The organism is Kordiimonas sp., assembly GCF_048264555.1.
In the GTDB taxonomy this organism is placed as follows: Bacteria; Pseudomonadota; Alphaproteobacteria; order Sphingomonadales; family Kordiimonadaceae; genus Kordiimonas.
Map to the genome: position 1 here is coordinate 55,823 of NZ_JBLXCX010000007.1, position 22,578 is coordinate 78,400.

The window sequence follows — 22,578 nt, forward strand, 5'->3', positions numbered from 1 at the left end:
GAGTTACCCGCTCCCCGATCTATCCTTCCTTAAAAGCCGCATCTATCAGTTAAAGCTCCCCCTCTGTTTCGCTGGTGTTTTGGCAAAATCGGCTGTATAAGCCGCGCCCATGAGCACGAGCACACACACATCCAAAGTCGGTTTTGTCTCCCTTGGCTGCCCAAAGGCGCTGGTGGACAGTGAACGCATCCTCACCAAGCTACGGTCTGAGGGTTATGAAATCTCGCCCGAATATCAGGGCGCCGACGTTGTGGTCGTCAACACCTGCGGCTTTATTGATAGTGCAAAGGAAGAAAGCTTCAGCGCCATCAAGGAAGCCATGAACGAGAACGGTAAGGTTATCGTGACCGGCTGTTTGGGCGTTGATGAGGGAGCCGTGCGTGAGGTTGTGCCGGGGGTATTGGCAGTAACCGGCCCGCACCAATATGAGCAGGTTGTGGGTGAAGTGCATAAAGCCGCCCCTCAGCCGCATGACCCCTACGTGCACCTGGTGCCTGAAGCGGGCCTGCGCCTTACACCACGTCATTATGGCTACCTGAAAATCTCGGAAGGCTGTAACCACCGCTGTAAGTTCTGCATCATCCCCAGCCTGCGTGGTGATCTTGTCAGCCGCCCGATCCGCGCCGTGCTGCGCGAGGCAGAAAAGCTTGTTGAAGCAGGCACGCAAGAGCTTCTGGTGATCAGCCAGGACACAAGCGCCTACGGCCTTGACCTCAAGCACCAGACGGAAATGTGGAAAGACCGCGAGGTGCGCGCGCATATGACCGATCTCGCACGCGAGCTTGGCAATCTCGACGCGTGGGTACGCCTGCATTATGTGTACCCCTACCCTCATGTGGACGATGTGATTCCGCTCATGGCGGAAGGCAAAATACTGCCTTATCTCGATATCCCGTTCCAGCACGCCAGCCCAAACGTGCTGCGCGCCATGCGCCGCCCCGCGAATGAGGCCAAAGTGCTTGAGCGTATCGAGAAATGGCGCTCGATCGTGCCAGAGATTGTGCTGCGCTCTACCTTCATTGTGGGTTTCCCCGGCGAAACCGACGCGGACTTTGAGTATCTGCTTGACTGGATGCGTGAAGCCAAGCTCGACCGGGTTGGTTGTTTTAAATACGAGCCCGTTGAAGGGGCTGCAGCCAACGCCCTTGAAAACCCCGTGCCAGAAGAACTGAAGCAGGAACGCTGGGAACGCTTCATGGAAGTACAACAGGCGATTTCAGCTGAAAAGCTTAAAGCCCGCGTTGGCCTTGAAATGGCCGTTCTGATCGACGAAGTCACTGAAGATGGGGCCGTTGGCCGCACTTATGCAGATGCGCCTGAAATTGACGGGCAAGTTCACCTCAAGGGTGCAACCGAGCTAAGCGAAGGCGATATGGTGATGGCACTGATCACCGAGAGTGACGACTATGACCTGCACGGCCATGTTGTTGCTGACGAGGAAGAAGACGACTGGGATTGGTAAACTTCCGCCCCTCAGCTATTCCGCCAAACCGGCAATGCCCGCAACCGCAACAGCTGAAAACATCAGCCAGTGCGGCAACCGCATGAAACGCTGTTTGAAACGCAGGATCACCACTATGCTCATCCCTGCAAGCAAAACAGAAATGCCCGCTCCCTGATATGCGAGGCTTATGGCGCCAGGATGCCATGCAGCCCAGAAAAAGCCCAAAGCAATCGCCAGATACAGAAGCGTGAAGGCGTGCCAACACCCAAAGAGCACCGTCTTGACTGTGTCATTCAACTCATGCGCTTCAAGCATAGGGGCGACAACGTGCCGCCCACCCCGGATACAGTGAACCAACACCGTGCCAAGCGCCAAGCTTCCAGCAAGCAGAAAATAGATGTTCATCAGCCATGCTCCTTCTCACCAGAACCTAACCTGAAACCAGCACGCGCGCGACGGGCCATAACGTCGCACGAAATATATTTGACATAATCAACTATTAACTTGATTATAGCATCTAAAGGAGCATCCCATGCATGACATCGTTCCGTCAGACACCGTTCTGGCCATTCGCAGGTTCAACCGATTTTACACCAAGCAATTTGGCTTTCTGCAGCGCCGCATGCTGGAGAGTACCTATTCGCTGGTGGAATGCCGGGTTATTTATGAACTAGCGCAGCGCGGCGCGACCACAGCAAAAGCGATAGCGGCCTACCTTGGCCTGGACGCCGGCTACCTGAGCCGCATCATCAAACGTTTTGAAGATGAAGGGCTGGTGGACAAGGCCCGCAGTAAAGCGGACGGGCGTAGCAGGCTTTTAACCCTGACAGCCAAGGGAGAGGAAACCGCAGACGAGTTAGCGCGTATGGCAAACGATGACATCGCCGCGCGACTTGAAACGCTTGATGCAGACACCATTCAGGATATCGCAAAAGCCATGCAGAAGCTTGAGGCCGTTCTTGGCAACAAGGATGAGGAGAGAAAAACCGCTGTCATCCGGTCCCACCGTCCCGGTGATATCGGCTGGGTGGTCAAGGCCCATGGTGAGATCTACAGCGCTGAGTATAATTTCAACGAAAACTTCGAAGCCCTGGTTGCGCGTATCGCAGCGGACTTCATCAACACCTATGATCCAAAGATTGAGCATTGCTGGATCGCGGAAGTGAATGGCGAAAATGTGGGCAGCATCTTCCTCGTGAAAGACACAGACGAGGTCGCCAAGCTCAGGCTTCTGCTACTGACGCCAAAAGCACGGGGTATGGGGCTTGGCAAAAAGCTGGTGGATGAATGTCTCGGCTTTGCGCGGCGGGCGGGCTACAAGCGCGTGGAATTATGGACCAATGCCGTCCTGCATACTGCGCGGCACATCTATGAGAAAGCCGGGTTTGAACTGGTATCGGAAGATATACATCTGGACTTCGGCCCACCTCAGGCAGGACAGCACTGGCGGCTTGATTTCTAGTTTCCACCCTGAGTGCGCGGCGCTTCAGATGTATCAACCAACTGGTATCTTCCGGTTTTCTCAAGCGCGAGGTACGTGTTCCTGACCTTGTTTCTCATGGTTACATCAGCGTCTATGCCACTCGCGAGATAAAAACCGGCTTTGCCTTCAATGCGCATCGCGGGCCTTGTGATTGCCGGGTCAAACCCTTCTTTTCGCCGAAGCCGCGTGTTTACGGCAAGTTCGCTCACATAAATGTCGGCGCGGTTTGCAATCACCATGCGGAAGTCTTCAGTGCGACTGTTGGCAACAACCATGATATTTTCTTTGGGAATATCGGTCCAACCCAGAAGATCACAGGTGAGATCACCCGTGACACAGGCGGCCTGAAACTGCCCCGAGAGAAGCGTCTCTGGCGACACGCTACGCGGATCATCCGCCCGCACGAACAGATAGAAGCTTGATGGCGCAAGTGGCGCAAGCCAATCAAACTGTGCTTCACGGTCGGGTGTCCGGGTAATTGTGTAGATGAGCGCGTTCTTTCTGGTTTGGCCATACAGCATCGCCCGCGCCCAGGGGACCAGCTTGATGCTATAGCTCAGGCCAGCATCATCTAAAATCTGGCGTACCTTCGCTGTCGCGAGCCCTTCAACCTCTCCGCCGGGTCCCTGATAATTATAGGGGGGATAATTCTCGGTATACACAACCACATCTTCTGCGGAAGCAGGCACCACGCCAAGCAGCAAAAGCAGCCCAACAAACCATATTGCACCGGATCGTGACCTCATGCGCACGCCGTACCCCTTGCTCACGGAACCAGCATATATGCCGGTTCGTTCAACATCTGCCCCAAGCCGATGGTAGCGCAGAAATGAGGCATTTCAAAAAAGTTAATACGTTCAGCCTATAACCCGGCGCTCACTGCAGCTTGAAAAATTTCACAGCAGGCTATATCCGGTAGGTGGTTCTCTATGGGAGAGGACCACAACAGAGCTTGTACTCAGGGCAGGGTGAAATTCCCGACCGGCGGTATTTTCCAACCCGAGTTTCATGGAAGGAAAGAGCCCGCGAGCGCCCGCCGCGAACTATGGTGGCGGGGTCAGCAGATCCGGTGAAAAACCGGAGCCGACGGTATAGTCCGGATGAGAGAGTGGAAGCAGCGAACCAGCCCCAAGGAATTGGGGCGGGTTGCTCATACGCATGGCCGCACTTTGTTTGCCATGGTACTCTATCGACGCCCTGATTCCTGCTGTTTCAATAACGGAGACAAACAGTGAATCAGACTTCCAACAACCCCAAAAACCTGGATATTTTTGGCGCACCTTCTGAACGTGTTGAACGTGCCATCAAACAACTTCGCGAGGGTGGCGGTATCCTTGTGATGGATGATGAAAACCGGGAGAATGAAGGTGACATCATCTTCCCCGCCAGCACAATCACCGAAGCTCAGATGGCGATTCTCATCCGCGAAGGCACTGGCATCGTGTGCCTTGCCATGACCGACACGCACCTTAAAGCGCTGGACCTGCCCCAGATGGTCACAACCAATACCTCCGGTATGGGAACGGCCTTTACCGTTTCCATCGAAGCCAAGGAGGGTGTCACCACCGGTGTGTCTGCCGCAGACCGTGTGGTTACAATCAGAACAGCGATTACGGAAGGCGCCAAGCCCGAAGATTTGGCGCGGCCCGGACACGTCTTCCCTCTCCGTGCTCATCCGGGCGGCATTGCCGCCCGTGCAGGGCATACGGAAGCCTCCATTGATCTTGTATCAAAAGCGGGACACCCGCCCGCCGCAGTGCTGTGCGAACTCACGAACCCTGACGGCACAATGGCAAGGCTGCCTGAAATTGTGGCTTTTGCAGAAGCACACGGCATGCCTGTTGTAACGATTGAAGACCTGCTTGGGTACAATGCCCTGATGCAGGCACAAGTTGCCTGAGGTTATTCCTCTAGCATCACCATTTGGTATCGCCCGGCTTTCACGAGTCGGGCGTATGCCTTGCGTACTTTATCCCGCAACGCTTCCGGCACTTGCGTGCCTGCCGCCAGATAAAACCCGCCGCGACTTTCAATGGTCATCACAGATTTAACCACACCGGGCCCAAGGCCGGCATTTTTAAGGTGAGCTGCATTGAAAAACCTGTCATTGATATAGATATCTGCGCGTCCACCCACCACCATGTGCGGCAAGGGATACCCATGGTTGGGGACGATTATCATCTTCTCTTCAGGGATACCAACCCGCCTCAAATACTCGCAGGACAGGCTTTTGGTCAGGCAAACGCCAATAAAGGTGCCAGACGCCAGACTTTCCCGTGTCACCGCCCTCTGGTCGTCCGCCCGGACATAGAGATGAAATTCTGATTGTCCGATCGGCACCAACCAATCAAACAGTTCCTCACGCTCTGGCGTACGGGCGATGGTATATATGAGGCTGTTTTCGTCCTGCAGCGCCCGCGCGATGGCGCGGGGCCAAGGCACAACCTTCATCTCATAGGTGATGTCGCTTGCGTCAAGAATTTGCCGGACATTCGCCGTGGCAACACCGTCAACGGCGCCCTCCCTATTGGTAAAATTGTATGGAGGAAACTCTTCCGTGTAGACAATCACGTCTGTCGCTATCGCTTTCGCACCCTGTGCAAAACACGCATACATCAGTATGACCAGAAGTTGGTATAGCCCCCGCAAACCCTTCTCCCCGGACCAGCAAACTCAATATAGCCCGAGCCTAGCACAGCTGGCAGGTTTCCGCGATAGTGTCGTGGAGCACTTAACATCAAAAGGGCCAGCGCACAGCTAAACCGAAAAGCCGATCACTCCAAGAAGCGAACTTACAAAAAACAATGACCATTGCGGCATGCTGCGAAAACTCTGTTTTTTCCACAGAATCAGCGCCAAATTCCAAAGGCAATAGGTAATAGAAAGTGCCAGCGCCAGCACCGCGAGCTCAATCGCCTCGGGCGACAGGGCAGCCCATATGAACGCGGCGGCCATCGCAATCAGGGATAGGGTCACAAGATGCCAACAATAATAGTTGGTATACTTCGGCACCTCATGAATATCCCGTGCCCGCAGAAGCGGCTCCGCGATGTAGCGCCCACCAAACCAGCAGTGGATGCTACAGATCACGAGTGTGGTAATTCCAGCTGTCATGAAAAAGGTGTTCATTACCGTTCCTTCGCATCATTTGATGCTTTCACGGTATCGAACCATGCCCCTTACCACCATGAGGCGCAGTGCCGCAGGTAGCCTGCCCGAGCAACTTATGCACCAAGCCGGTATTCACCACCACGCTCGATCGCCTTTTTATAAGCCGGACGTGCCTGCAGCCGATCGAGATAAGCCTGAAGGTTCGGGAAGTGTTTGAGCGTGCCACCAAAGGAGGCCGCCTCAAACACAAAAGAGAGCTGTATGTCAGCACCGGTCAGCGTGTCACCAACAAAAAACTCACCCTCACCTAGAAGACCGGAAAGATAGCCGATATGGTTCACCGTTTCGCTTTTGATTCGCGGGCCAAGAGGTGCGCCCGCCTCACCCAAGCGGCCAACATAAAGCCCGAGCATCAACGGCAGCATGGCCGAGCCTTCCGCATAATGCAGCAGCTCTATATATTTGTTGTAGAGGCTATTCCCCATCGCTGGCGCAAACCTGCCCTCACCGTATGTCCGGGCCAGATACTCCACGATCGCGCCTGACTCCGCTATCTTCACCTCGCCATCCTCAAGCACGGGAGATTTTCCAAGCGGGTGAACCTCCTTGAGAGCATCCGGCGCTAGTCTTGTTTCCTTATCCCGCGCATAGAAAATGATTTCATACTCAACACCCAGTTCCTCCAGAAACCAGAGAATACGCTGTGAACGGGAGTGATTCAGGTGATGAATTTTAATCATGAGCGGGGTCCTCTGCATTGGTTCCAGCATTCAGCATGCTGCGTACGATTATATAAATAGAGCTGTCAGGCATATAACAACCCATGTGTTTTTCTTCTTTGTGACCAATGGTCAAAAATCGGAAATTTCGTTGGGTCGGCATGCGGCTTGTGATAGTTTCCTTCGCATCGAAGAGTATGCTGGCCATCCTCGCCAGTCGCTCGCCAAGGCAATATGATAAGGGCCATTAGAACGATGACGATCAAGATTGAAGACTACTACCCCAAAGACACATTTGAGCGGATCAAAGCCTTTGCGGAAGATAAAGAAACACCCTTTCTTGTCGTCGACACCAAGATCATTGATGCAGCCTATGACGAACTAACCAGCGCATTCCCCATCGCGCGGGTTTTTTATGCAGTTAAGGCAAACCCCGCGCCTGAAATCATCGGCCTGTTGAAAGACAAAGGTTCGAATTTTGATATTGCCTCTATCTACGAGCTCGACCGTGTCTTGGAAATGGGTGTGACACCAGACCGCATCAGCTACGGCAATACGATCAAGAAATCGCGCGATATCCGATATTTTTATGAGCGCGGCGTACGCCTTTTTGCCACCGATTCCGAGGACGACCTGCGCAACATCGCGAAGGCCGCACCGGGTTCCCGCGTTTATGCGCGTGTACTCACGGAAGGCACCCATACTGCAGACTGGCCACTCTCACGCAAATTTGGTTGCCAAAACGATATGGCAATGGACCTGATGGTACTCGCGCGCGAACTGGGGCTGGAGCCATACGGCATTTCCTTCCATGTTGGATCCCAACAGCGGGATATTGGCGCATGGGACGCTGCAATCGCCAAGGTTTGCAACATTTTCGAGCGCCTGCGTGATGAAGACGGCATCGTGCTCAAAATGATCAATATGGGGGGCGGGTTCCCCGGCAACTATGTGACCCGCGCGCACGACCTGCAGACTTACGCGAGCGAGATTACTCGTTTCCTGAAGGAAGATTTTGGCGATGACATGCCCGAGATCATCCTTGAGCCGGGGCGATCCCTTGTGGCAAACGCCGGCATTTTGGTGAGCGAAGTGGTCTTGATTTCGCGCAAAGCGCGCATGTCCTTGCACCGCTGGGTCTTCACAGACGTGGGCAAGTTCTCCGGCCTTATCGAGACGATGGATGAAGCGATCAAATACCCAATCTACACCGAAAAACACGGTGAGCTTGAGGCGTCCATCGTTGCAGGCCCTACCTGCGACAGCGCCGACATCATGTATGAAGACACCAAGGTGCCGCTGCCGCTCAATCTTGCGATCGGTGATCGTCTATACTGGTTCTCAACGGGCGCCTATACAACGAGCTATAGCGCTATCGAGTTCAACGGCTTCCCACCACTGAAGGGCTACTATATATAGCGCGCGCTTCTTAAGCTCCGGAATGTCTTGCCATGTCACATGGTTGGCGAATAATACTTGCTGACGAGCGGATGCATGGCCAGTTGGGCCATCGGCATGGGGGCTGAAGATGGGAGCACAACGGCACGGTTTTAACCGATCCGTCCCCGCATTTTTGCGGCCCATTTTCATGTGCCTGGTATTTAGCCTTTTCACCGCCTCACACACGGCAGCACAAGAAGCCCAGCTTTCGCCAAACCTGCTGCCGGGTGCCTGCTATTTTTATACAGACAGGCAAGATCAGTTCCCGAGTATGTTATCAATGACGGTGGAGCAAAGCTGTGACGGCGGCGTTGAGGCGCACCCTGACATGGTCTGGCTTTCCATAAGTCTTCATGAACTTCGTCCCGATGCGCATACTGACTACCAACTCGTCATGTTTCGCCACTGGGTCGAACGGCTTGTTGTACAGTTGCACTATGCGGATGGGCACATGCAAACCTATGACGTGGGTGCGCGCGAGTTTGATGACTTCTGGTCCGTTGGCAACTTCATAAAGTTTGCAGCACCCGCACGGGACGCCCGCGTGGATCACGTTCTTGTAGGGTTTCAGAACCCGTCATCCATCAAGCTTTTCCGTGAAATTCGCTTCACCAAAGACACCCAGTGGCAAAAGAAAGAGCTAAATGGCCACCTTCTTGTTGGTCTCATCGCAGGCGCTATCATCGCCATGCTTTTCTATAATATATCGCTCGCGGCTGTTTTGCGGTTCGATTTTCACCTGCATTACTGTTTGTTTCTCTTCTCCATTATCACCTATATCCTCACGGCCTACGGTGTGGTGGCGCACTATTTCCCTGGCGCTCTTACTGTCGGGCAACAGATGAACATCACCATCTTTTCGCTCGGGCTCAACGGGTTAAGCGGGCTGCTGTTCCTCTGCTCTTTTATGGAAAAGGGCCTTCTTTCCGAACGCTGGATGCGCCTCGCTAAAGCCGTGGGCGTCGCATTTATGGCTTGTGCGCTACTTTATATCAGCGCGCGCGGCTGGCACGCAGACACCATCGACCTTGTGTTCAACCTCATGTCTGGCGTTGGGCTCGTTGTCATCGTCAGCATCCTCACTAGCACCATCAGGAAAGGCAGCCGAGCCGCGATTTACTATGCGATCGGGTGGGCCTTGCCCGTGCTTGGCGTATGCCTGCGCATCCTGCGCGGCCTGGATGTCATCCCGCATTCACCGCTCGTTGAGTACGGCATGCCCATTGGTATGGCGCTGGAGACAGTCATCCTGTCCATCGGGATCGCAAACCGCATCAGCCAGATCCGGAAAGAACGCGACAGCGCGCGCTTGCTGACAGAGCAAGCCAACGCCGCCAGCAAAGCCAAATCAGATTTCCTCGCGCGCATGAGCCATGAAATTCGCACGCCGATGAACGCGATCGTTGGCCTGAGCGAATTGATGAGCACAACCAAACTGAATGCACAGCAGCAAAACTACGTCCAGAACATTCAGGTCTCGGGCGATATTCTGCTCACCCTGATCAATGACATTCTGGACCTGTCAAAAATTGAAGCAAACAAGCTTGAGTTGGAACACATCCGCTTTTCACCGAAGGAAGTGTTTGAGAGCGTGCATGTTATTCTGGAGCCCGCAGCGCAGGCAAAAGGCTTAACCCTCATATTTGAGGACCTGGAGGCGCTTCCCCCTGCCGTTGTTGGAGACCCAACCCGGTTGCGGCAGGTCCTGATAAATCTCGTCAATAACGCCGTAAAATTTACGGATGTCGGCACAGTAACTGTCAAGGTCGCTTCTACCACAAGCGCGGGTCGTGTTGAAATTTCCTGCAGTGTTGCTGACACAGGTATCGGCATGGGCCCAGACCAACAGGAGCGTCTGTTCCATTCGTTCACACAGGCCGATGAAACAGTGACGCGCCGTTTTGGTGGCACAGGCTTGGGATTGGCCATATGCAGGCAGCTTGTGGAGATGATGGGCGGCCGAATATGGGTTGAAAGTGAGCCAGGATTAGGCAGCACCTTCCATTTCACCATATGCCTTGAGCCTGCCACCGAGAAAGGCGCTTCCCACGCGACCGCGCAACCACAACCGCCAAGCGCCTCAACTGATCTCGCATCGCTCAAAGGTTTGCGCATCCTGGTGGCGGAAGATAATCGCATAAACCGCATGATTGCCGCAAAACTATTGGAACGTGTTAGTTCGCAGGCGGAGTTCGCGGAAGATGGCCGTGAGGCTCTGGAGAAGGCAGGCTCAATCGCTTATGACCTCATACTGATGGACCTTCAGATGCCCGAGATGGACGGCCTTGAGGTAACCCGCCTCTTGCGCGAAAAAGGTAAAAACGCCTCAACCCCCGTCATCGCGATGACAGCAAACGTAAGTGATGAGGACAAAGCACGCTGCTTTGAGGTGGGTATGAACGGGCACATATCCAAGCCGTTTAAACCTGAGGTTTTCTATGACGCCCTGCTTGCAGGCTTATCCACGAATACACCAGACACCCGCGCCTGATCACCTAGGTGCATATTGCAGCACGACGGTCGCGAGGGGCGGTAAGGTGACCATGGCTGAATAAGGCTGGATGTGCCACGGTACGGGTTCAGTGTCTACACCGCCGCCATTTCCAACGTCTGACCCGCCATAAAATTGTGAATCTGTATTAAGGCGTTCGGCCCAAAACCCCTTATACGGCATGCCAATACGGTATCCATGCCGCACAACGGGCGAGAAGTTACATAGCACGATACAGGGTTTTGTGCCCTCGCCACCCCACCGCAAGAAGGACAGCACATTATCGTTGGCTGCCCCGCCGTCTAACCACTGGAAACCATCTGCCGTGCAGTCACGGCGATGTAGAGCCGGTGTCTCGCGGTATAGTCGGTTCAGGTCCCGCACGAGAGACTGGATGTTTTTATGGTCGGCATTCTCAAGCAGGTGCCAGTCAAGGCTACTATCGGCGTCCCATTCCCGCTCCTGCGCGAACTCCCCCCCCATAAACAACAGCTTCTTACCCGGGTGGCACCACATGAAGCCAAAATAGGCACGCAGGTTGGCAAATTTTTGCCACCTGTCCCCCGGCATGCGACCAATAAGCGACCCCTTGCCATGCACAACTTCATCGTGGCTGAGCGGCAGCACATAATTCTCCGAAAAGGCATACTGGATGCCAAAGGTCATCTGATGGTGGTGATGCTTGCGATGAACCGGCTCTGTGGACATATATTTGAGCGTGTCATTCATCCAGCCCATATTCCACTTGAAGCCAAACCCAAGCCCACCATCATAAGCGGGGGAGGAGACTTTTGGATAGGCGGTCGATTCTTCCGCTACCGTAATGATCCCGTCGTTCAGCCCATATGCGCGCTCATTCATGGCGCGCAACAGGGCAATTGCCTCAAGATTTTCGTTGCCGCCATGCTCGTTGGGCAGCCACTCCCCATCCTTGCGGCTATAGTCAAGGTACAGCATAGACGCGACTGCATCCACCCGCAGGCCGTCCAGATGATATTCCTCCAGCCAGAAATGCGCGTTGGAGATCAGATAGTTTGCAACCTCACGTCGGCCGAAGTTGAAAATCAGTGTATTCCAGTCCGGGTGATACCCTTTCCTCGGGTCCGCATGCTCAAAAAGGTGGGTTCCGTCAAACTTCACGAGGCCATGGTCATCCGCCGGGAAGTGGCCCGGCACCCAATCGAGAAGGACACCAATTTCGGCTTTGTGGCAGGCGTCAATAAAAGCCTTGAACTCCGCCGGGGTACCGAAGCGCCGGGTGGGGGAATAAAGCCCAACGGGCTGATAGCCCCATGAACCATCAAACGGATACTCTGTGATCGGCATCAGCTCAATATGGGTAAACCCCATATCTTTCACATAAGGGATCAACCGTTCAGTCAGTTCGGCATAACTCAGGTAGGGATTGTCAGAATCCCACGACCGCATCCATGAACCCAGGTGCACTTCATAGATCGACATGGGCGCATGCATATTCTGGCGCGCGTCCCGGCCCGCCATCCATGCGCTGTCATCCCAATCATAGCCGTCCAGCGTGCGTACAACAGAGGCCGTATTGGGCCTGTATTCTGTCCCAAAAGCGAACGGATCTGCCTTCAGTGGCAGTTGCTTGCCGTCGCTTGAGAAAATGCAAAACTTATAGTGCGCGCCATCGCCAACTCCCGGCACGAACAATTCCCATATGCCGCTGCCACCACGGCTGCGCATGACATGCTGCGTGCTGTTCCAGTGGTTGAAATCCCCCACCACTGCCACATGATGCGCGCCCGGCGCCCACACAGCAAAACAGGTGCCCGCCACCCCTTCATGGGTAAGGATATGCGCCCCAAGGCAGGCATAAGCGCGCTCGTGCGTACCCTCAGACAGCAGATGTAGATCAAGGTCCGAGATCACCGACCCAAACCTGTATGCGTCATCATAAAACCAGCTGTATGAGCCGCTCGATGCCTTTAGCCGGTATCCGCCTCGCGCTTTCGAGGGCGCCAGTTCACCCTCAAACAGGCCAGCATCATGAATACGGGAAAGTTTAGCGAGCGGGCGCTTGCCTGCAGGCGTATAAACCTCAACCTTCTCCGCCCCCGGCGCATAGGTACGAATAACGCTGGTGTTGCCCTCAGTATGCCGCCCAAGCCTTGCAAACGGGTCTGTATGTCGCCCGTTCACAATCGCTTCAATTTCGTTCTGATCCATCGCCACTTGGCCCAAAGGCACTGTTTCACCCCTCATTCGGCAGCGCTTTCCAGATATCCTTCGCATAACCGCGGATCGTGCGATCAGCAGAGAACCAGCCCATGTTCGCTGTGTTCAGGATCGCTTTGCGGTGCCAATTGTCAACATCCTTAAACTCAGCATCTACCTTGCGCTGGGTGTCCCAGTAAGCATCAAAGTCTGGTGTCACCTGGAAATAGTCGTGTGCAAGCACATTGTCGACCACACCGGCAAAGCGCTCTGTATCACCGTGCGAATAACACCCGGCTGAGATCTGCTTGACCACTTCCTGTAGTCGCGGCGTTTCGGAAACTGTCATCCACGGCTGGCAACCTTCCTGCTGGCGGCGCGCCACCTCATCCGCTTCCATCCCGAATATGAAGATATTGTCATCGCCAACATGTTCCTTGATCTCCACGTTCGCGCCATCAAGCGTGCCGATCGTGAGCGCACCATTAAGGGCAAACTTCATGTTACCCGTGCCCGATGCTTCAAACCCTGCAGTCGATATCTGCTCAGAGAGGTCCGCGCCCGGGATCAGTTCCTCAGCCGCAGAGACATTATAGTTGGGCAGGAAAACAACCTTCAGGAGGTCTCCCACCTCTTCATCCGCGTTCACTTTGGCGGCGACATCATTGATCAGCTTGATGATCAGCTTGGCAAGGGTATAGCTCGGTGCCGCCTTGCCCGCGAATATCTTCACGCGCGGTGTCCAACCGGCGCTCGGGTCCTCTTTGATTGCATTATAAAGTGCCATGGTCTCAAGCGCATTCAGGAGCTGCCGCTTATACTCGTGAATACGCTTGATTTGCACATCAAAGAGGGACGTCGGGTTCACCACAATACCGGTTTGCTGTTTGATAAAAGCTGCAAGCCTCACCTTGTTCTCTGCCTTTACCGCCGCAAACTTCTTGCGGAAGCTTTTGTCATCGGCGTGCGGCGCAAGGGCGGCGATATGTTCAAGGTCTTTCACCCATGCATCCCCGATGGTGTCGGTAATCAGGTCGGCAAGAAGCGGGTTGCACTCATAAAGCCAGCGGCGTGGCGTAATGCCGTTGGTCTGGTTCAGGATACGGTCCGGGTATATCTCATGCAGGTCCTTAAAGACCGTTTGTTTCATCAGTTCAGTATGCAGAGCGGACACCCCGTTCACATGGCTTGAGCCAATAAACGCGAGGTTACCCATGCGCACCCACCCACCATGGTGCGGATCAATGGCTTTCATGGGCTCAACGTTTTTGCCTTCATATTTTGCCGATACTTCCGCAGCGAACAGATTGTCTATCTCGCGAATGATCTGCAGGTGGCGTGGCAGGCAACGTTCAAAAAGTTCCAGCGGCCATTTTTCAAGCGCCTCCGGCAATAGCGTATGGTTGGTGTAATGAAGCGTGGCGCGTGCGATCTCGAAAGACTCCACAAACTCAAGCCCATGTTTATCCACAAGCAAGCGTACCAGCTCCGGCACTGCGATTGCGGGGTGCGTGTCGTTGAGCTGCACGGCAGCGTATTGAGGCAGCTCATTCCAGCTGGTGTTATCAAGCTTATAACGGCGAAGAATATCCTGCAGGCTTGCGGAGGTGAAAAACACTTCCTGCTTCAAGCGAAGTTCCCGCCCCTCGGCCGTATGGTCACCGGGATAGAGAACTTTGGTGATCGATTCTGCAAGCACCTGCTGCTGTGCTGCAGCCATAAACTCACCTTGGTTGAACTGATGCAGGTTGAGCACCTCGGCTGACCGCGCGGACCATAGCCGAAGGGTGTTCACATGCTTGCCGCCCCACCCCGCAATGGGAGTATCGAAAGCGCCGGCCAATATGCGCTCAGACGGGGTCCAGACCATCTTGCCTGTGCCGTCACGCTGGACAGAGCCACCAAACTCGACGGAATATTCCACTTCCGGTCGCTGAAACTCCCACGCGTTACCAAACACGAGCCAGTCTTCAGGCTCTTCCAGCTGCCAACCATCCTGAAAGCTCTGGCGAAAAATACCATGCTCATAGCGGATGCCGTAGCCGATGCCCGCCACACCAACCGTTGCCATCGAATCCATAAAACAGGCAGCAAGGCGGCCAAGGCCACCGTTACCAAGGGCTGGATCAGGCTCTGAGTTCAGGATGTCGCTAAGATTAAAACCCAGTTCCTGGAAAAATTCCTTGGCTTCCTTGATCACGCCCATATTGGCGATAGCGTCCTCGAGAAGGCGGCCGATCATGAATTCCATCGACAGGTAATATACCCGCTTCTGCTTGGTTTTATAGATGCGCCGGGTGGTATCCATCCATCCGTCCACCATGCGGTCCCGAATCGCGAGCGAAAGCGCCACGCACCAGTCGCGTGCCACAGCGTGGGATTGATCCTTGCCAACCGAATAGACGAGATGCCTCAATACTGCATCTCCCAGTGGTTGGGCGTTGGCGGGGGTAACGGGCATATCCAGTTCACGGGTTGTCATATTACTTTAGCCTTGTCGCAGTAGAGGGAACATATTGTGCCGGTAGCGTTCTACCTGAGAGTAAAAAACATTTTGTGACATCTGATTTACAGTGGCGGATCAGTTTCTAAAGAAACCAATTCATAAACATTCTATCGTTAATACGATTCTTTTATTGCGCAATCGATTGCAGTTTTGCAAGACTATTACAAGCATTGAAATGCACCGCCAAAACCGAAATTCGGGGGACATGTCTTGAAAACAACAGTATCAGCACCTTATGCACGCCACACCATGGCCTATGTACTCGCTGGTGGCCGTGGCAGCCGGTTAAAAGAATTGACCGACAAACGTGCAAAACCTGCTGTATATTTTGGCGGCAAAAGCCGCATCATCGATTTTGCCCTCTCGAACGCCATGAACTCCGGCATTCGCCGTATAGGAGTGGCAACGCAGTATAAGGCACACAGCCTCATCAAGCACCTGCAGCGCGGCTGGAACTTCTACCGGGCGGAACGGAATGAGAGCTTTGACATCTTGCCTGCCTCCCAACGGGTTTCTGAAACCCAGTGGTACGAAGGCACCGCAGACGCTGTGTACCAAAACATCGACATCATCGAATCTTATGCGCCGAAGTTCATGGTTATTCTGGCAGGTGACCATGTTTATAAGATGGACTATGAGATGATGCTTGAGGAGCATGTGAACTCTGGCGCCGATGTTACCATCGGCTGCCTTGAGGTAACACCGGAAGAAGCCAAAGGCTTTGGTGTGATGCATGTAGACGATGACGACTATGTCACCAACTTCCTTGAAAAACCTGAAAACCCGCCCACAATTCCGGGTAAACCAAACGCATGCCTTGCCTCCATGGGCATTTATGTTTTTGAAACCAAATTCCTGTTTGACCAGCTACGGCGTGACGCGGCAGACCCAAATTCGTCTCGTGACTTTGGCAAGGATATCATCCCTTATCTGGTGGATAATGCGAAGGTGTTTGCACACCGCTTCACCAAATCCTGTATCCGAAGCGTACCGGGCGGTGAAGCCTACTGGCGCGACGTGGGCACGGTAGACAGCTACTGGGAAGCGAACCTCGACCTCGCGACAATTGAGCCGGGCCTCAACCTCTATGATCAGGAATGGCCGATCTGGACGTATGCGGAGATCACACCACCCGCGAAATTTATCCATGACCAGGAAGGCCGTCGCGGCGCTTCTATCAGTTCGCTTGTGGCCGGCGGCTGTATTGTCTCGGGCAGTCATATTGAACGCTCACTCCTGTTCACTGGTGTGCATGCGCATTCCTACAGCCGCTTAAACCATGTGGTGGCATTGCCTTATGTGACGGTCAACCGGGGGGCGCGGCTTTCCAAATGTGTGATCGACCGAGGCGTTGAAATCCCGCGTGGGTTAATTGTCGGGGAAGACCCTGAAGACGACGCACGCCGTTTCCGGCGCACCGAGAAGGGTGTGTGCCTGATCACCCAAAGCATGATCGACCGATTGGAGCACGAGGGATGAGCCAAACGCCCCTGCGCGTGCTGTTTGTTGCGTCGGAATGTTTCCCGCTCATTAAAACAGGGGGGCTTGCCGATGTTATCGGCGCCTTGCCTCGTACCCTTGCCGCAAGCGGTGATGATGCGCGCGTGTTGTTGCCCGCTTTCCCTGCCGTAAAAAAAGCTGCGCTGAAACAGAAAAAAATAGCAGAAATTGCTGACCTCGCCGGAGCCAAAGCCGCCCTCCTCAGCGCCAACACCTCAACCGGGGTAAAGCTGTACCTGCTCGATGCGCCGCATCTCTATGACGTGCCGGGTAATCCGTATCAAGGCAGCGACGGCAAGGATCGGCCAGATAACCATCGGCGCTTTGCCGCCCTCGCACGCGTAAGCGCGCTGCTCGCGCATGGCGATCTGGATAACAAATGGCAGGCAGACATCCTCCATGCCCATGATTGGCAAGCCGGTCTTGCCTCGGCTTATTTGTCCCTTTTGCCTGCGCCACGGCCAAAAACAGTTTTCACCATCCACAACCTCGCCTTTCAGGGGCTCTTCCCAAAAGCTACTTTCTCAAGCCTTGGCCTACCGCCGGAGATGTTCAGCCAGAATGGGCTGGAATATTGGGATCAGGTAGCATTCCTCAAGGCGGGCGTGGTGTATAGCGACCACACCACCACAGTGAGCCCGACTTACGCGCGCGAGATCCAAACCGATGACGGCGGCATGGGACTTGGTGGCCTATTGAAGAGCCGCTCCGCCCATATATCCGGCATCACCAATGGGATCGATACCGACGTGTGGAACCCGGCGAATGACCCCTCACTCACCACCACCTTTAGCCTGAAGTCACCCGCAGGCAAAGCCAGGAACAAAGCTGCCCTTCAGCAAAAACTGGGCCTTGATACAGACAAAAACGCGCCGCTTTTCTGCGTGATCAGCCGCCTGACAGAACAAAAGGGCTTGGACCTGCTTGCGGGTGCTATCCCGCATATTGTTGGCAACGGCGGCCAATTGGCCGTGCTGGGCACTGGCGACAAAGACCTTGAAGCGGCGTTCCAGAATGCAGCCAAGGCGCATAAGGGGAAGGTTGCAACCGTCCTCGGGTATGACGAGCCGCTGGCGCATCTACTGCAGGCGGGCGCTGACGCGATTTTCATACCGTCCCGGTTTGAACCTTGCGGCCTGACCCAGCTTTGCGCACTTCGGTACGGAACCATACCCATTGTCGCGCGTGTTGGCGGGCTCGCAGACACCATTGTTGATGCTAATGATGCCGCACTGCAAGCGGGTGCCGGAAATGGTATTCAGTTTTCACCCGTCACGTTCGATAACCTGATCGCCGCAACCGATCGCTTCCTCGCGCTATTTGATGACAAACGCACCCTGAACGCCGTTCGCAAACGCGGTATGAAGCAGGATGTAAGCTGGCAGCAACCCGCGGCAAAATACCGGCAAATATATCTGTCTCTTTTAAGCGACGCCACCTGAGGAGAGTTTGGTGACATCCTTCGCGCCACCAAGACCGGGAAGCCCCAATCCGCTTGGCGCAACCATTATGGATGGCGGCACAAATTTCGCGCTTTTCTCCGAGAATGCCACGGGCGTGGACCTCTGCCTCTTCTCGCCTGACGGCAAAGTTGAGCTGGCACGCGTGCCGTTACCTGAGCACACCAATGGCATCTGGCACGGCTTTATGCCGGACGTGCTTGAGGGGCAGCTCTACGGCTACCGGGTGCATGGCCCCTATGCCCCAGAGGACGGCCACAGATTTAATGCCCATAAATTGCTGATCGACCCCTACGCGCGCAGGCTTTCCGGGGCGTTCCGCCAACATGACGCACTTTTTGGGTATGCCACAGATGCGCCACAAGGGGACCTCAGCTTCAATACGCAGGATAGCGCACCCTACATGCCAAAATGTGTTGTCAGCCAGCCGGATTTCCGCTGGGGTAAAGACAAGCCTCCGCAGGTAGTGCCTGAGCAAACCATTATCTACGAAGCGCATGTCAAGGGCGTAAGCCAGCTTCACACCGGTGTTCCGGTCAAGAAACGCGGCACATTCGAAGGTTTATCCTCGCCGCGGATGCTGGACCATCTGGTAAAGCTTGGCATCACAAGCGTTGAGCTTTTGCCCGTGCAGGCCTTTTTCACCGAGCCCCGGTTGAGCAACCTCGGGCTAACCAACTATTGGGGCTACAACCCTGCAGCCTATTTTGCGCCTGAAGCCAACTATCTGGGGCCCGCAGGCGTACACTCTTTTCAGCGCATGGTGAAGGCGCTCCACAGCGCGGGGATCGAGGTGATTTTGGATGTGGTTTATAACCACACGGCAGAAAGCTGGGAGTTGGGGCCAACGCTTTCCTGGCGCGGGATAGACAACAAAAGCTATTACCGACTGGATGCTGAGAATCCCCGCTATTATGTCAATGACACTGGCTGTGGAAACACCCTGAACACCAACCACCCGCGTGTCCTTCAAATGGTGACAGACTCGCTTCGTTACTGGGTTGAGGAAATGCATGTGGACGGCTTCCGCTTTGACCTCGCCACCACCATGGCCCGAACCTCTGAAGGATTTCGGCCCGATAGCGCGTTCCTGACTGTCCTCCAACAGGACCCTGTTTTGTCGCGCGTGAAGTTGATCGCAGAACCATGGGATATTGGGCCGGGCGGATATCAGCTTGGTGCTTTCCCGTCCGGATGGGCAGAATGGAACGATCGCTTCCGCGATGATGCCCGGGCTTTCTGGCGCGGCGACAAGGGTGCGGCCCCTGCTCTCGCGGCCCGCATGCTCGGCTCCGCAGATATCTTTGACCATGGCGGCCGTAAAACCCAGACATCTGTGAATTTCATCACCAGCCACGACGGTTTCACCCTCAAGGATACGGCCAGCTTCAACCAGAAACATAATGAGGCCAATCTCGAGGAAAATCGGGACGGCCACGACCACAACATCAGCGATAATTGCGGTGAGGAGGGGCCAACGGCAGATACCGCTGTTCTGGAGCGGCGCGCAAAACGCGCGCGCAATCTCCTCGTGACACTATTTACCGCACAGGGCACCCCCATGCTCCTCGCCGGTGACGAAATAGGCCATAGCCAGAAGGGCAACAACAACGCCTACTGTCAGGACAATGAGATCACTTGGCTAAACTGGCGCGGCCTTGATCAGCCGCTTCTGGATTTTACTCGGCAGCTAATCACATTTCGGCAGCAACATCCCGTGTTCAACCGCCCAGCTTTTATGCATGGTGCGCATGAAAATACGCGTAGCCTCAAGGATGTCACATGGTTGACCATAACCGGGGATGAGATGACAGCTGGTGATTGGCATGACGACACCTTAGCTGCCTTCGGGCTTATGCTCTCAGGCACAACTGGCGCGCCGATGGGAGCAAATGGAAAGCCACTCATCGACGATGACTTTATCGTCTATATGAATGCGGGCGAAGACGACCTCACGGTCAACCTACCAACAGGGATGAAAGGCACATGTGTGCTGAACACAGCAAATATTGGCCGGGAGTTTGAGGTGGATCATACTTCTTCCGGTGTATTCCCTCTCCCGGCTGAAAGTGTGATCATTATCTGCTGCAAGGACGGGGTGCATTAATATGACCCTCAGCGCGGACCTTCTTCATAAAGTGTGTGAAACCGTCGGGGTTTATCACGGCTACAACAACCTTGCGGGTCATTACATTGCCGCAAGCGATGAAACAAAAATCGCTCAACTCACTGCGCTGGGCGTTGACGTATCAAACGACACAGCTCTTGAGCAGGAATATCTTCGCCTTTTATCGGAGAAAACACAGCCGCTCCCCGCATGCTTTGTTGTTATACAAAGTGACAATATGAGCCTACCGCTGCAAGGCGAGATCACAGCGCCCGCTTCATGGCTAGTCACGCTCGAAAGTGGTGATGTGATCGCGGGCGAAATACCTGCGGGTACCCACCTCGCAGTGCCGCTCAACCGCTCCCTTCCGCTCGGGTATCATCAGCTAACCCTGAAGTGGGAAGCAGAGACGCAAACATGTCCGCTTGTGGTGACGCCTGAGCGAACACTAGGCCTTGATGAGCGAACACAGGGGCCGCGCAGATGGGGCCTGACCGTGCCGCTTTATGGTCTTACCTCCAGCCGCAACTGGGGTATCGGCGATTTTGAAGACCTTGCCATGATGTCAGAGGCTGCTGCCCAAGTGGGCGCAGATTTTATCGGCATCAACCCGGTGCATGCGCTTTTCCCTTCCGCGCCGGAGAGATACAGCCCCTATTCGCCTTCCAGCCGTGAATTCCTCAATGTGATGCATATCGCACCGGACAAGATCGATGAGTTCAGCCGCAGCAAAAAGGGCCGGGATATACTTGAAGGTTTTTTGTGTGACCCTGACTATGCAGCGGCACGAAATGCAGAATTTATCGACTACACATCTGTATACAGGCTCAAGCACCGGGCATTTGAGGCTGCGTTTAAGCTTTTTTGCGCCCTGAGCCTCAATGGCAACCGTCGCCGCGCATTTGCTGATTTTTGCACACGTAAAGGCCCAGCTCTATCCCGGCATGCTCTTTTTGAAGTGATCTATGAACTTGAGCAAGCTGAAACGGGGGACACCGCAGGCTGGCAATCCTGGTCAGAAAACCTACAAACCCCCGATCACGCGGCTGTCACACGGATCGCCACAAAACACAAGAATCGCGTCGATTACTACTGCTACCTGCAATGGGTGGCGCATGAGCAACTGGCGGAGGCGCACGCCCGGGCACTGACGGCGGGCATGCGGGTCGGCCTTTACCTTGACCTCGCGGTCGGCATGGTGCCTGACGGCGCGGAAGCATGGGGTGAAAAGGCTGCGGTCGTCAGCGGCATGAGCCTGGGTGCACCCGGAGACGCAGCCAATCCAGACGGCCAGAAATGGCACCTGGCACCGCTGGACCCGATCATGCTCAGGAAAACCGGCTACCGCATTTTTGCCAAAACCCTGCGCGAAGTCATGGCGAATGCCGGGCTTGTGCGTATCGACCATATCCTCGGGCTGAACCGCGCCTTCTGGTGCCCGCTGGACCATGACCTGCCCGGCAATTATGTCGCCTACCCCCGTGATGAACTTCTGGGCGTCATCGCGCTAGAAAGCGTCCGAAATGGATGCGCGGTAGTTGGGGAAGATCTAGGCACTGTGCCCGAAGGATTTAAAGAGCAACTTGCCACCAAAGGATTGATGGGATGCTCAATTCTTTATTTTGAACGCGAGGGCGAAGCCTTCACACCAGCACAGCACTATGACGCCAGCCGGCTGGCGTCTATCAACAACCATGACTTTCCAACGCTGAAAGGGTTTTGGGAGGAAGAGGATTTTCGTTGGCGGGAAGACCTTGGCATCGGCACCGACACAATCGACCGAGATAAAGCTGCGCGGTTTCATGACCGCTGGTTACTACTGAAACGGCTTGAGGAAGAAGGCCTTCTCCCCGATGGGATATCTCCAAATGCGGCACCCGCTGCCCTGTCTGTAGACCTGTCTGCTGCGGTTCATGCTTTCCTCGCGCGCTCAAACGCCAACACCATTGCGGTGCAGATTGAAGACCTCTTGGGCCTCAGCCAACAACCCAATGTACCCGGCACCACCACAGAACAGCCAAATTGGCGCCGTAAAATCCCCGTGCCTGTCGAGAAGGTGCTTGAACATCCCCACTGTCGCCGTATCGTCGAGGCCATTCGAACACAAAGGCCGAAAGAACCCTTTGGAGATTAAAGGCA

16 protein-coding genes and 1 riboswitch are annotated in these 22,578 nt (G+C 54.7%); of the genes, 9 read left to right on the forward strand and 7 right to left on the reverse strand.

Going from position 1 to position 22,578, the window contains the following annotated elements:
- The first annotated feature begins 109 nt into the window (after positions 1-109).
- Positions 110-1,462 (forward strand): 30S ribosomal protein S12 methylthiotransferase RimO, encoded by a 1,353-nt coding sequence (rimO, locus tag ACN0XZ_RS16210; protein WP_417458844.1) that lies wholly within the window; start codon positions 110-112, stop codon positions 1,460-1,462.
- Positions 1,463-1,477: 15 nt separating this feature from the next.
- Here the strand turns inward: rimO and ACN0XZ_RS16215 are convergent, their stop codons facing one another.
- Positions 1,478-1,849, reverse strand: a complete 372-nt coding sequence (locus tag ACN0XZ_RS16215) for a hypothetical protein (protein ID WP_417458845.1) — start codon at positions 1,847-1,849, stop codon at positions 1,478-1,480.
- A gap of 127 nt (positions 1,850-1,976) precedes the next feature.
- On the opposite strand from ACN0XZ_RS16215, the gene ACN0XZ_RS16220 reads away from it, so the two are divergent.
- Entirely contained in the window at positions 1,977-2,906 is a 930-nt protein-coding gene (locus ACN0XZ_RS16220) for a bifunctional helix-turn-helix transcriptional regulator/GNAT family N-acetyltransferase (RefSeq protein WP_417458846.1), read from the forward strand.
- Here ACN0XZ_RS16220 and ACN0XZ_RS16225 read toward each other — a convergent pair.
- Positions 2,903-3,673: a substrate-binding periplasmic protein gene (locus tag ACN0XZ_RS16225; RefSeq protein ID WP_417458847.1), complete on the reverse strand. Its 771-nt coding sequence runs from the start codon at positions 3,671-3,673 to the stop codon at positions 2,903-2,905. The genes ACN0XZ_RS16220 and ACN0XZ_RS16225 overlap by 4 nt on opposite strands.
- 204 nt (positions 3,674-3,877) lie before the next feature.
- A riboswitch (FMN riboswitch) is annotated at positions 3,878-4,043 on the forward strand.
- A gap of 115 nt (positions 4,044-4,158) precedes the next feature.
- Between ACN0XZ_RS16225 and ribB the strand changes: the two genes are divergently transcribed.
- Positions 4,159-4,827, forward strand: coding sequence for a 3,4-dihydroxy-2-butanone-4-phosphate synthase (gene ribB / locus ACN0XZ_RS16230; RefSeq protein ID WP_417458848.1), 669 nt, complete (start codon positions 4,159-4,161; stop codon positions 4,825-4,827).
- Between the two features lie 2 nt (positions 4,828-4,829).
- Here the strand turns inward: ribB and ACN0XZ_RS16235 are convergent, their stop codons facing one another.
- From ACN0XZ_RS16235 to ACN0XZ_RS16245, 3 genes are all read right to left on the reverse strand, one after another.
- Complete coding sequence (locus ACN0XZ_RS16235) at positions 4,830-5,576, reverse strand: substrate-binding periplasmic protein (RefSeq protein ID WP_417458849.1); 747 nt, start codon at positions 5,574-5,576, stop codon at positions 4,830-4,832.
- A 108-nt stretch (positions 5,577-5,684) separates the two neighbouring features.
- Entirely contained in the window at positions 5,685-6,056 is a 372-nt protein-coding gene (locus ACN0XZ_RS16240; protein WP_417458850.1) for a hypothetical protein, read from the reverse strand.
- Between the two features lie 95 nt (positions 6,057-6,151).
- Positions 6,152-6,778, reverse strand: coding sequence for a glutathione S-transferase family protein (locus ACN0XZ_RS16245; RefSeq protein ID WP_417458851.1), 627 nt, complete (start codon positions 6,776-6,778; stop codon positions 6,152-6,154).
- 234 nt (positions 6,779-7,012) lie between these two features.
- Between ACN0XZ_RS16245 and ACN0XZ_RS16250 the strand changes: the two genes are divergently transcribed.
- The gene (locus ACN0XZ_RS16250) at positions 7,013-8,176 is read left to right on the forward strand and encodes a type III PLP-dependent enzyme (protein WP_417458852.1); all 1,164 of its coding nucleotides are present in this window, start codon (positions 7,013-7,015) and stop codon (positions 8,174-8,176) included.
- 169 nt (positions 8,177-8,345) lie between these two features.
- Positions 8,346-10,688 carry an ATP-binding protein gene (locus ACN0XZ_RS16255; RefSeq protein ID WP_417458853.1) on the forward strand — a complete coding sequence of 781 codons (2,343 nt, stop codon included), beginning with the start codon at positions 8,346-8,348 and terminating at the stop codon, positions 10,686-10,688.
- Here the strand turns inward: ACN0XZ_RS16255 and glgB are convergent, their stop codons facing one another.
- On the reverse strand, positions 10,689-12,914 hold the full coding sequence (gene glgB, locus ACN0XZ_RS16260) for a 1,4-alpha-glucan branching protein GlgB (RefSeq protein WP_417458854.1): 2,226 nt from the start codon (positions 12,912-12,914) through the stop codon (positions 10,689-10,691).
- Positions 12,904-15,348, reverse strand: a complete 2,445-nt coding sequence (locus tag ACN0XZ_RS16265; RefSeq protein ID WP_417458855.1) for a glycogen/starch/alpha-glucan phosphorylase — start codon at positions 15,346-15,348, stop codon at positions 12,904-12,906. The genes glgB and ACN0XZ_RS16265 overlap by 11 nt, the downstream gene beginning before the upstream one ends.
- 234 nt (positions 15,349-15,582) lie before the next feature.
- Here ACN0XZ_RS16265 and glgC point away from each other — a divergent pair, with 234 nt between their 5' ends.
- Genes glgC through malQ form a run of 4 tightly spaced genes read left to right on the forward strand, consistent with a single transcriptional unit; the run spans position 15,583 to position 22,573 of the window.
- Positions 15,583-16,851 carry a glucose-1-phosphate adenylyltransferase gene (gene glgC / locus ACN0XZ_RS16270; protein WP_417458856.1) on the forward strand — a complete coding sequence of 423 codons (1,269 nt, stop codon included), beginning with the start codon at positions 15,583-15,585 and terminating at the stop codon, positions 16,849-16,851.
- An 11-nt stretch (positions 16,852-16,862) separates the two neighbouring features.
- Complete coding sequence (gene glgA, locus ACN0XZ_RS16275) at positions 16,863-18,314, forward strand: glycogen synthase GlgA (RefSeq protein WP_417458942.1); 1,452 nt, start codon at positions 16,863-16,865, stop codon at positions 18,312-18,314.
- Positions 18,315-18,324: 10 nt separating this feature from the next.
- The gene (gene glgX / locus ACN0XZ_RS16280) at positions 18,325-20,439 is read left to right on the forward strand and encodes a glycogen debranching protein GlgX (RefSeq protein WP_417458857.1); all 2,115 of its coding nucleotides are present in this window, start codon (positions 18,325-18,327) and stop codon (positions 20,437-20,439) included.
- A gap of 1 nt (position 20,440) precedes the next feature.
- Positions 20,441-22,573 carry a 4-alpha-glucanotransferase gene (gene malQ, locus ACN0XZ_RS16285; RefSeq protein WP_417458858.1) on the forward strand — a complete coding sequence of 711 codons (2,133 nt, stop codon included), beginning with the start codon at positions 20,441-20,443 and terminating at the stop codon, positions 22,571-22,573.
- The last annotated feature ends 5 nt before the right edge of the window (positions 22,574-22,578 follow it).

What these genes read in the sequence shown, in the direction of transcription:
- ACN0XZ_RS16250 (WP_417458852.1), top strand. Translation starts at nt 7,013, where the DNA reads ATGACGATCAAGATTGAAGACTACTACCCCAAAGACACATTTGAGCGG.
- ACN0XZ_RS16255 (WP_417458853.1), top strand. Translation starts at nt 8,346, where the DNA reads ATGTGCCTGGTATTTAGCCTTTTCACCGCCTCACACACGGCAGCACAA.
- ACN0XZ_RS16245 (WP_417458851.1), bottom strand. Translation starts at nt 6,778, where the DNA reads ATGATTAAAATTCATCACCTGAATCACTCCCGTTCACAGCGTATTCTC.
- ACN0XZ_RS16265 (WP_417458855.1), bottom strand. Translation starts at nt 15,348, where the DNA reads ATGACAACCCGTGAACTGGATATGCCCGTTACCCCCGCCAACGCCCAA.
- ACN0XZ_RS16220 (WP_417458846.1), top strand. Translation starts at nt 1,977, where the DNA reads ATGCATGACATCGTTCCGTCAGACACCGTTCTGGCCATTCGCAGGTTC.
- ACN0XZ_RS16225 (WP_417458847.1), bottom strand. Translation starts at nt 3,673, where the DNA reads ATGAGGTCACGATCCGGTGCAATATGGTTTGTTGGGCTGCTTTTGCTG.
- ACN0XZ_RS16215 (WP_417458845.1), bottom strand. Translation starts at nt 1,849, where the DNA reads ATGAACATCTATTTTCTGCTTGCTGGAAGCTTGGCGCTTGGCACGGTG.
- rimO (WP_417458844.1), top strand. Translation starts at nt 110, where the DNA reads ATGAGCACGAGCACACACACATCCAAAGTCGGTTTTGTCTCCCTTGGC.
- glgB (WP_417458854.1), bottom strand. Translation starts at nt 12,914, where the DNA reads ATGAGGGGTGAAACAGTGCCTTTGGGCCAAGTGGCGATGGATCAGAAC.
- ACN0XZ_RS16240 (WP_417458850.1), bottom strand. Translation starts at nt 6,056, where the DNA reads ATGAACACCTTTTTCATGACAGCTGGAATTACCACACTCGTGATCTGT.
- malQ (WP_417458858.1), top strand. Translation starts at nt 20,441, where the DNA reads ATGACCCTCAGCGCGGACCTTCTTCATAAAGTGTGTGAAACCGTCGGG.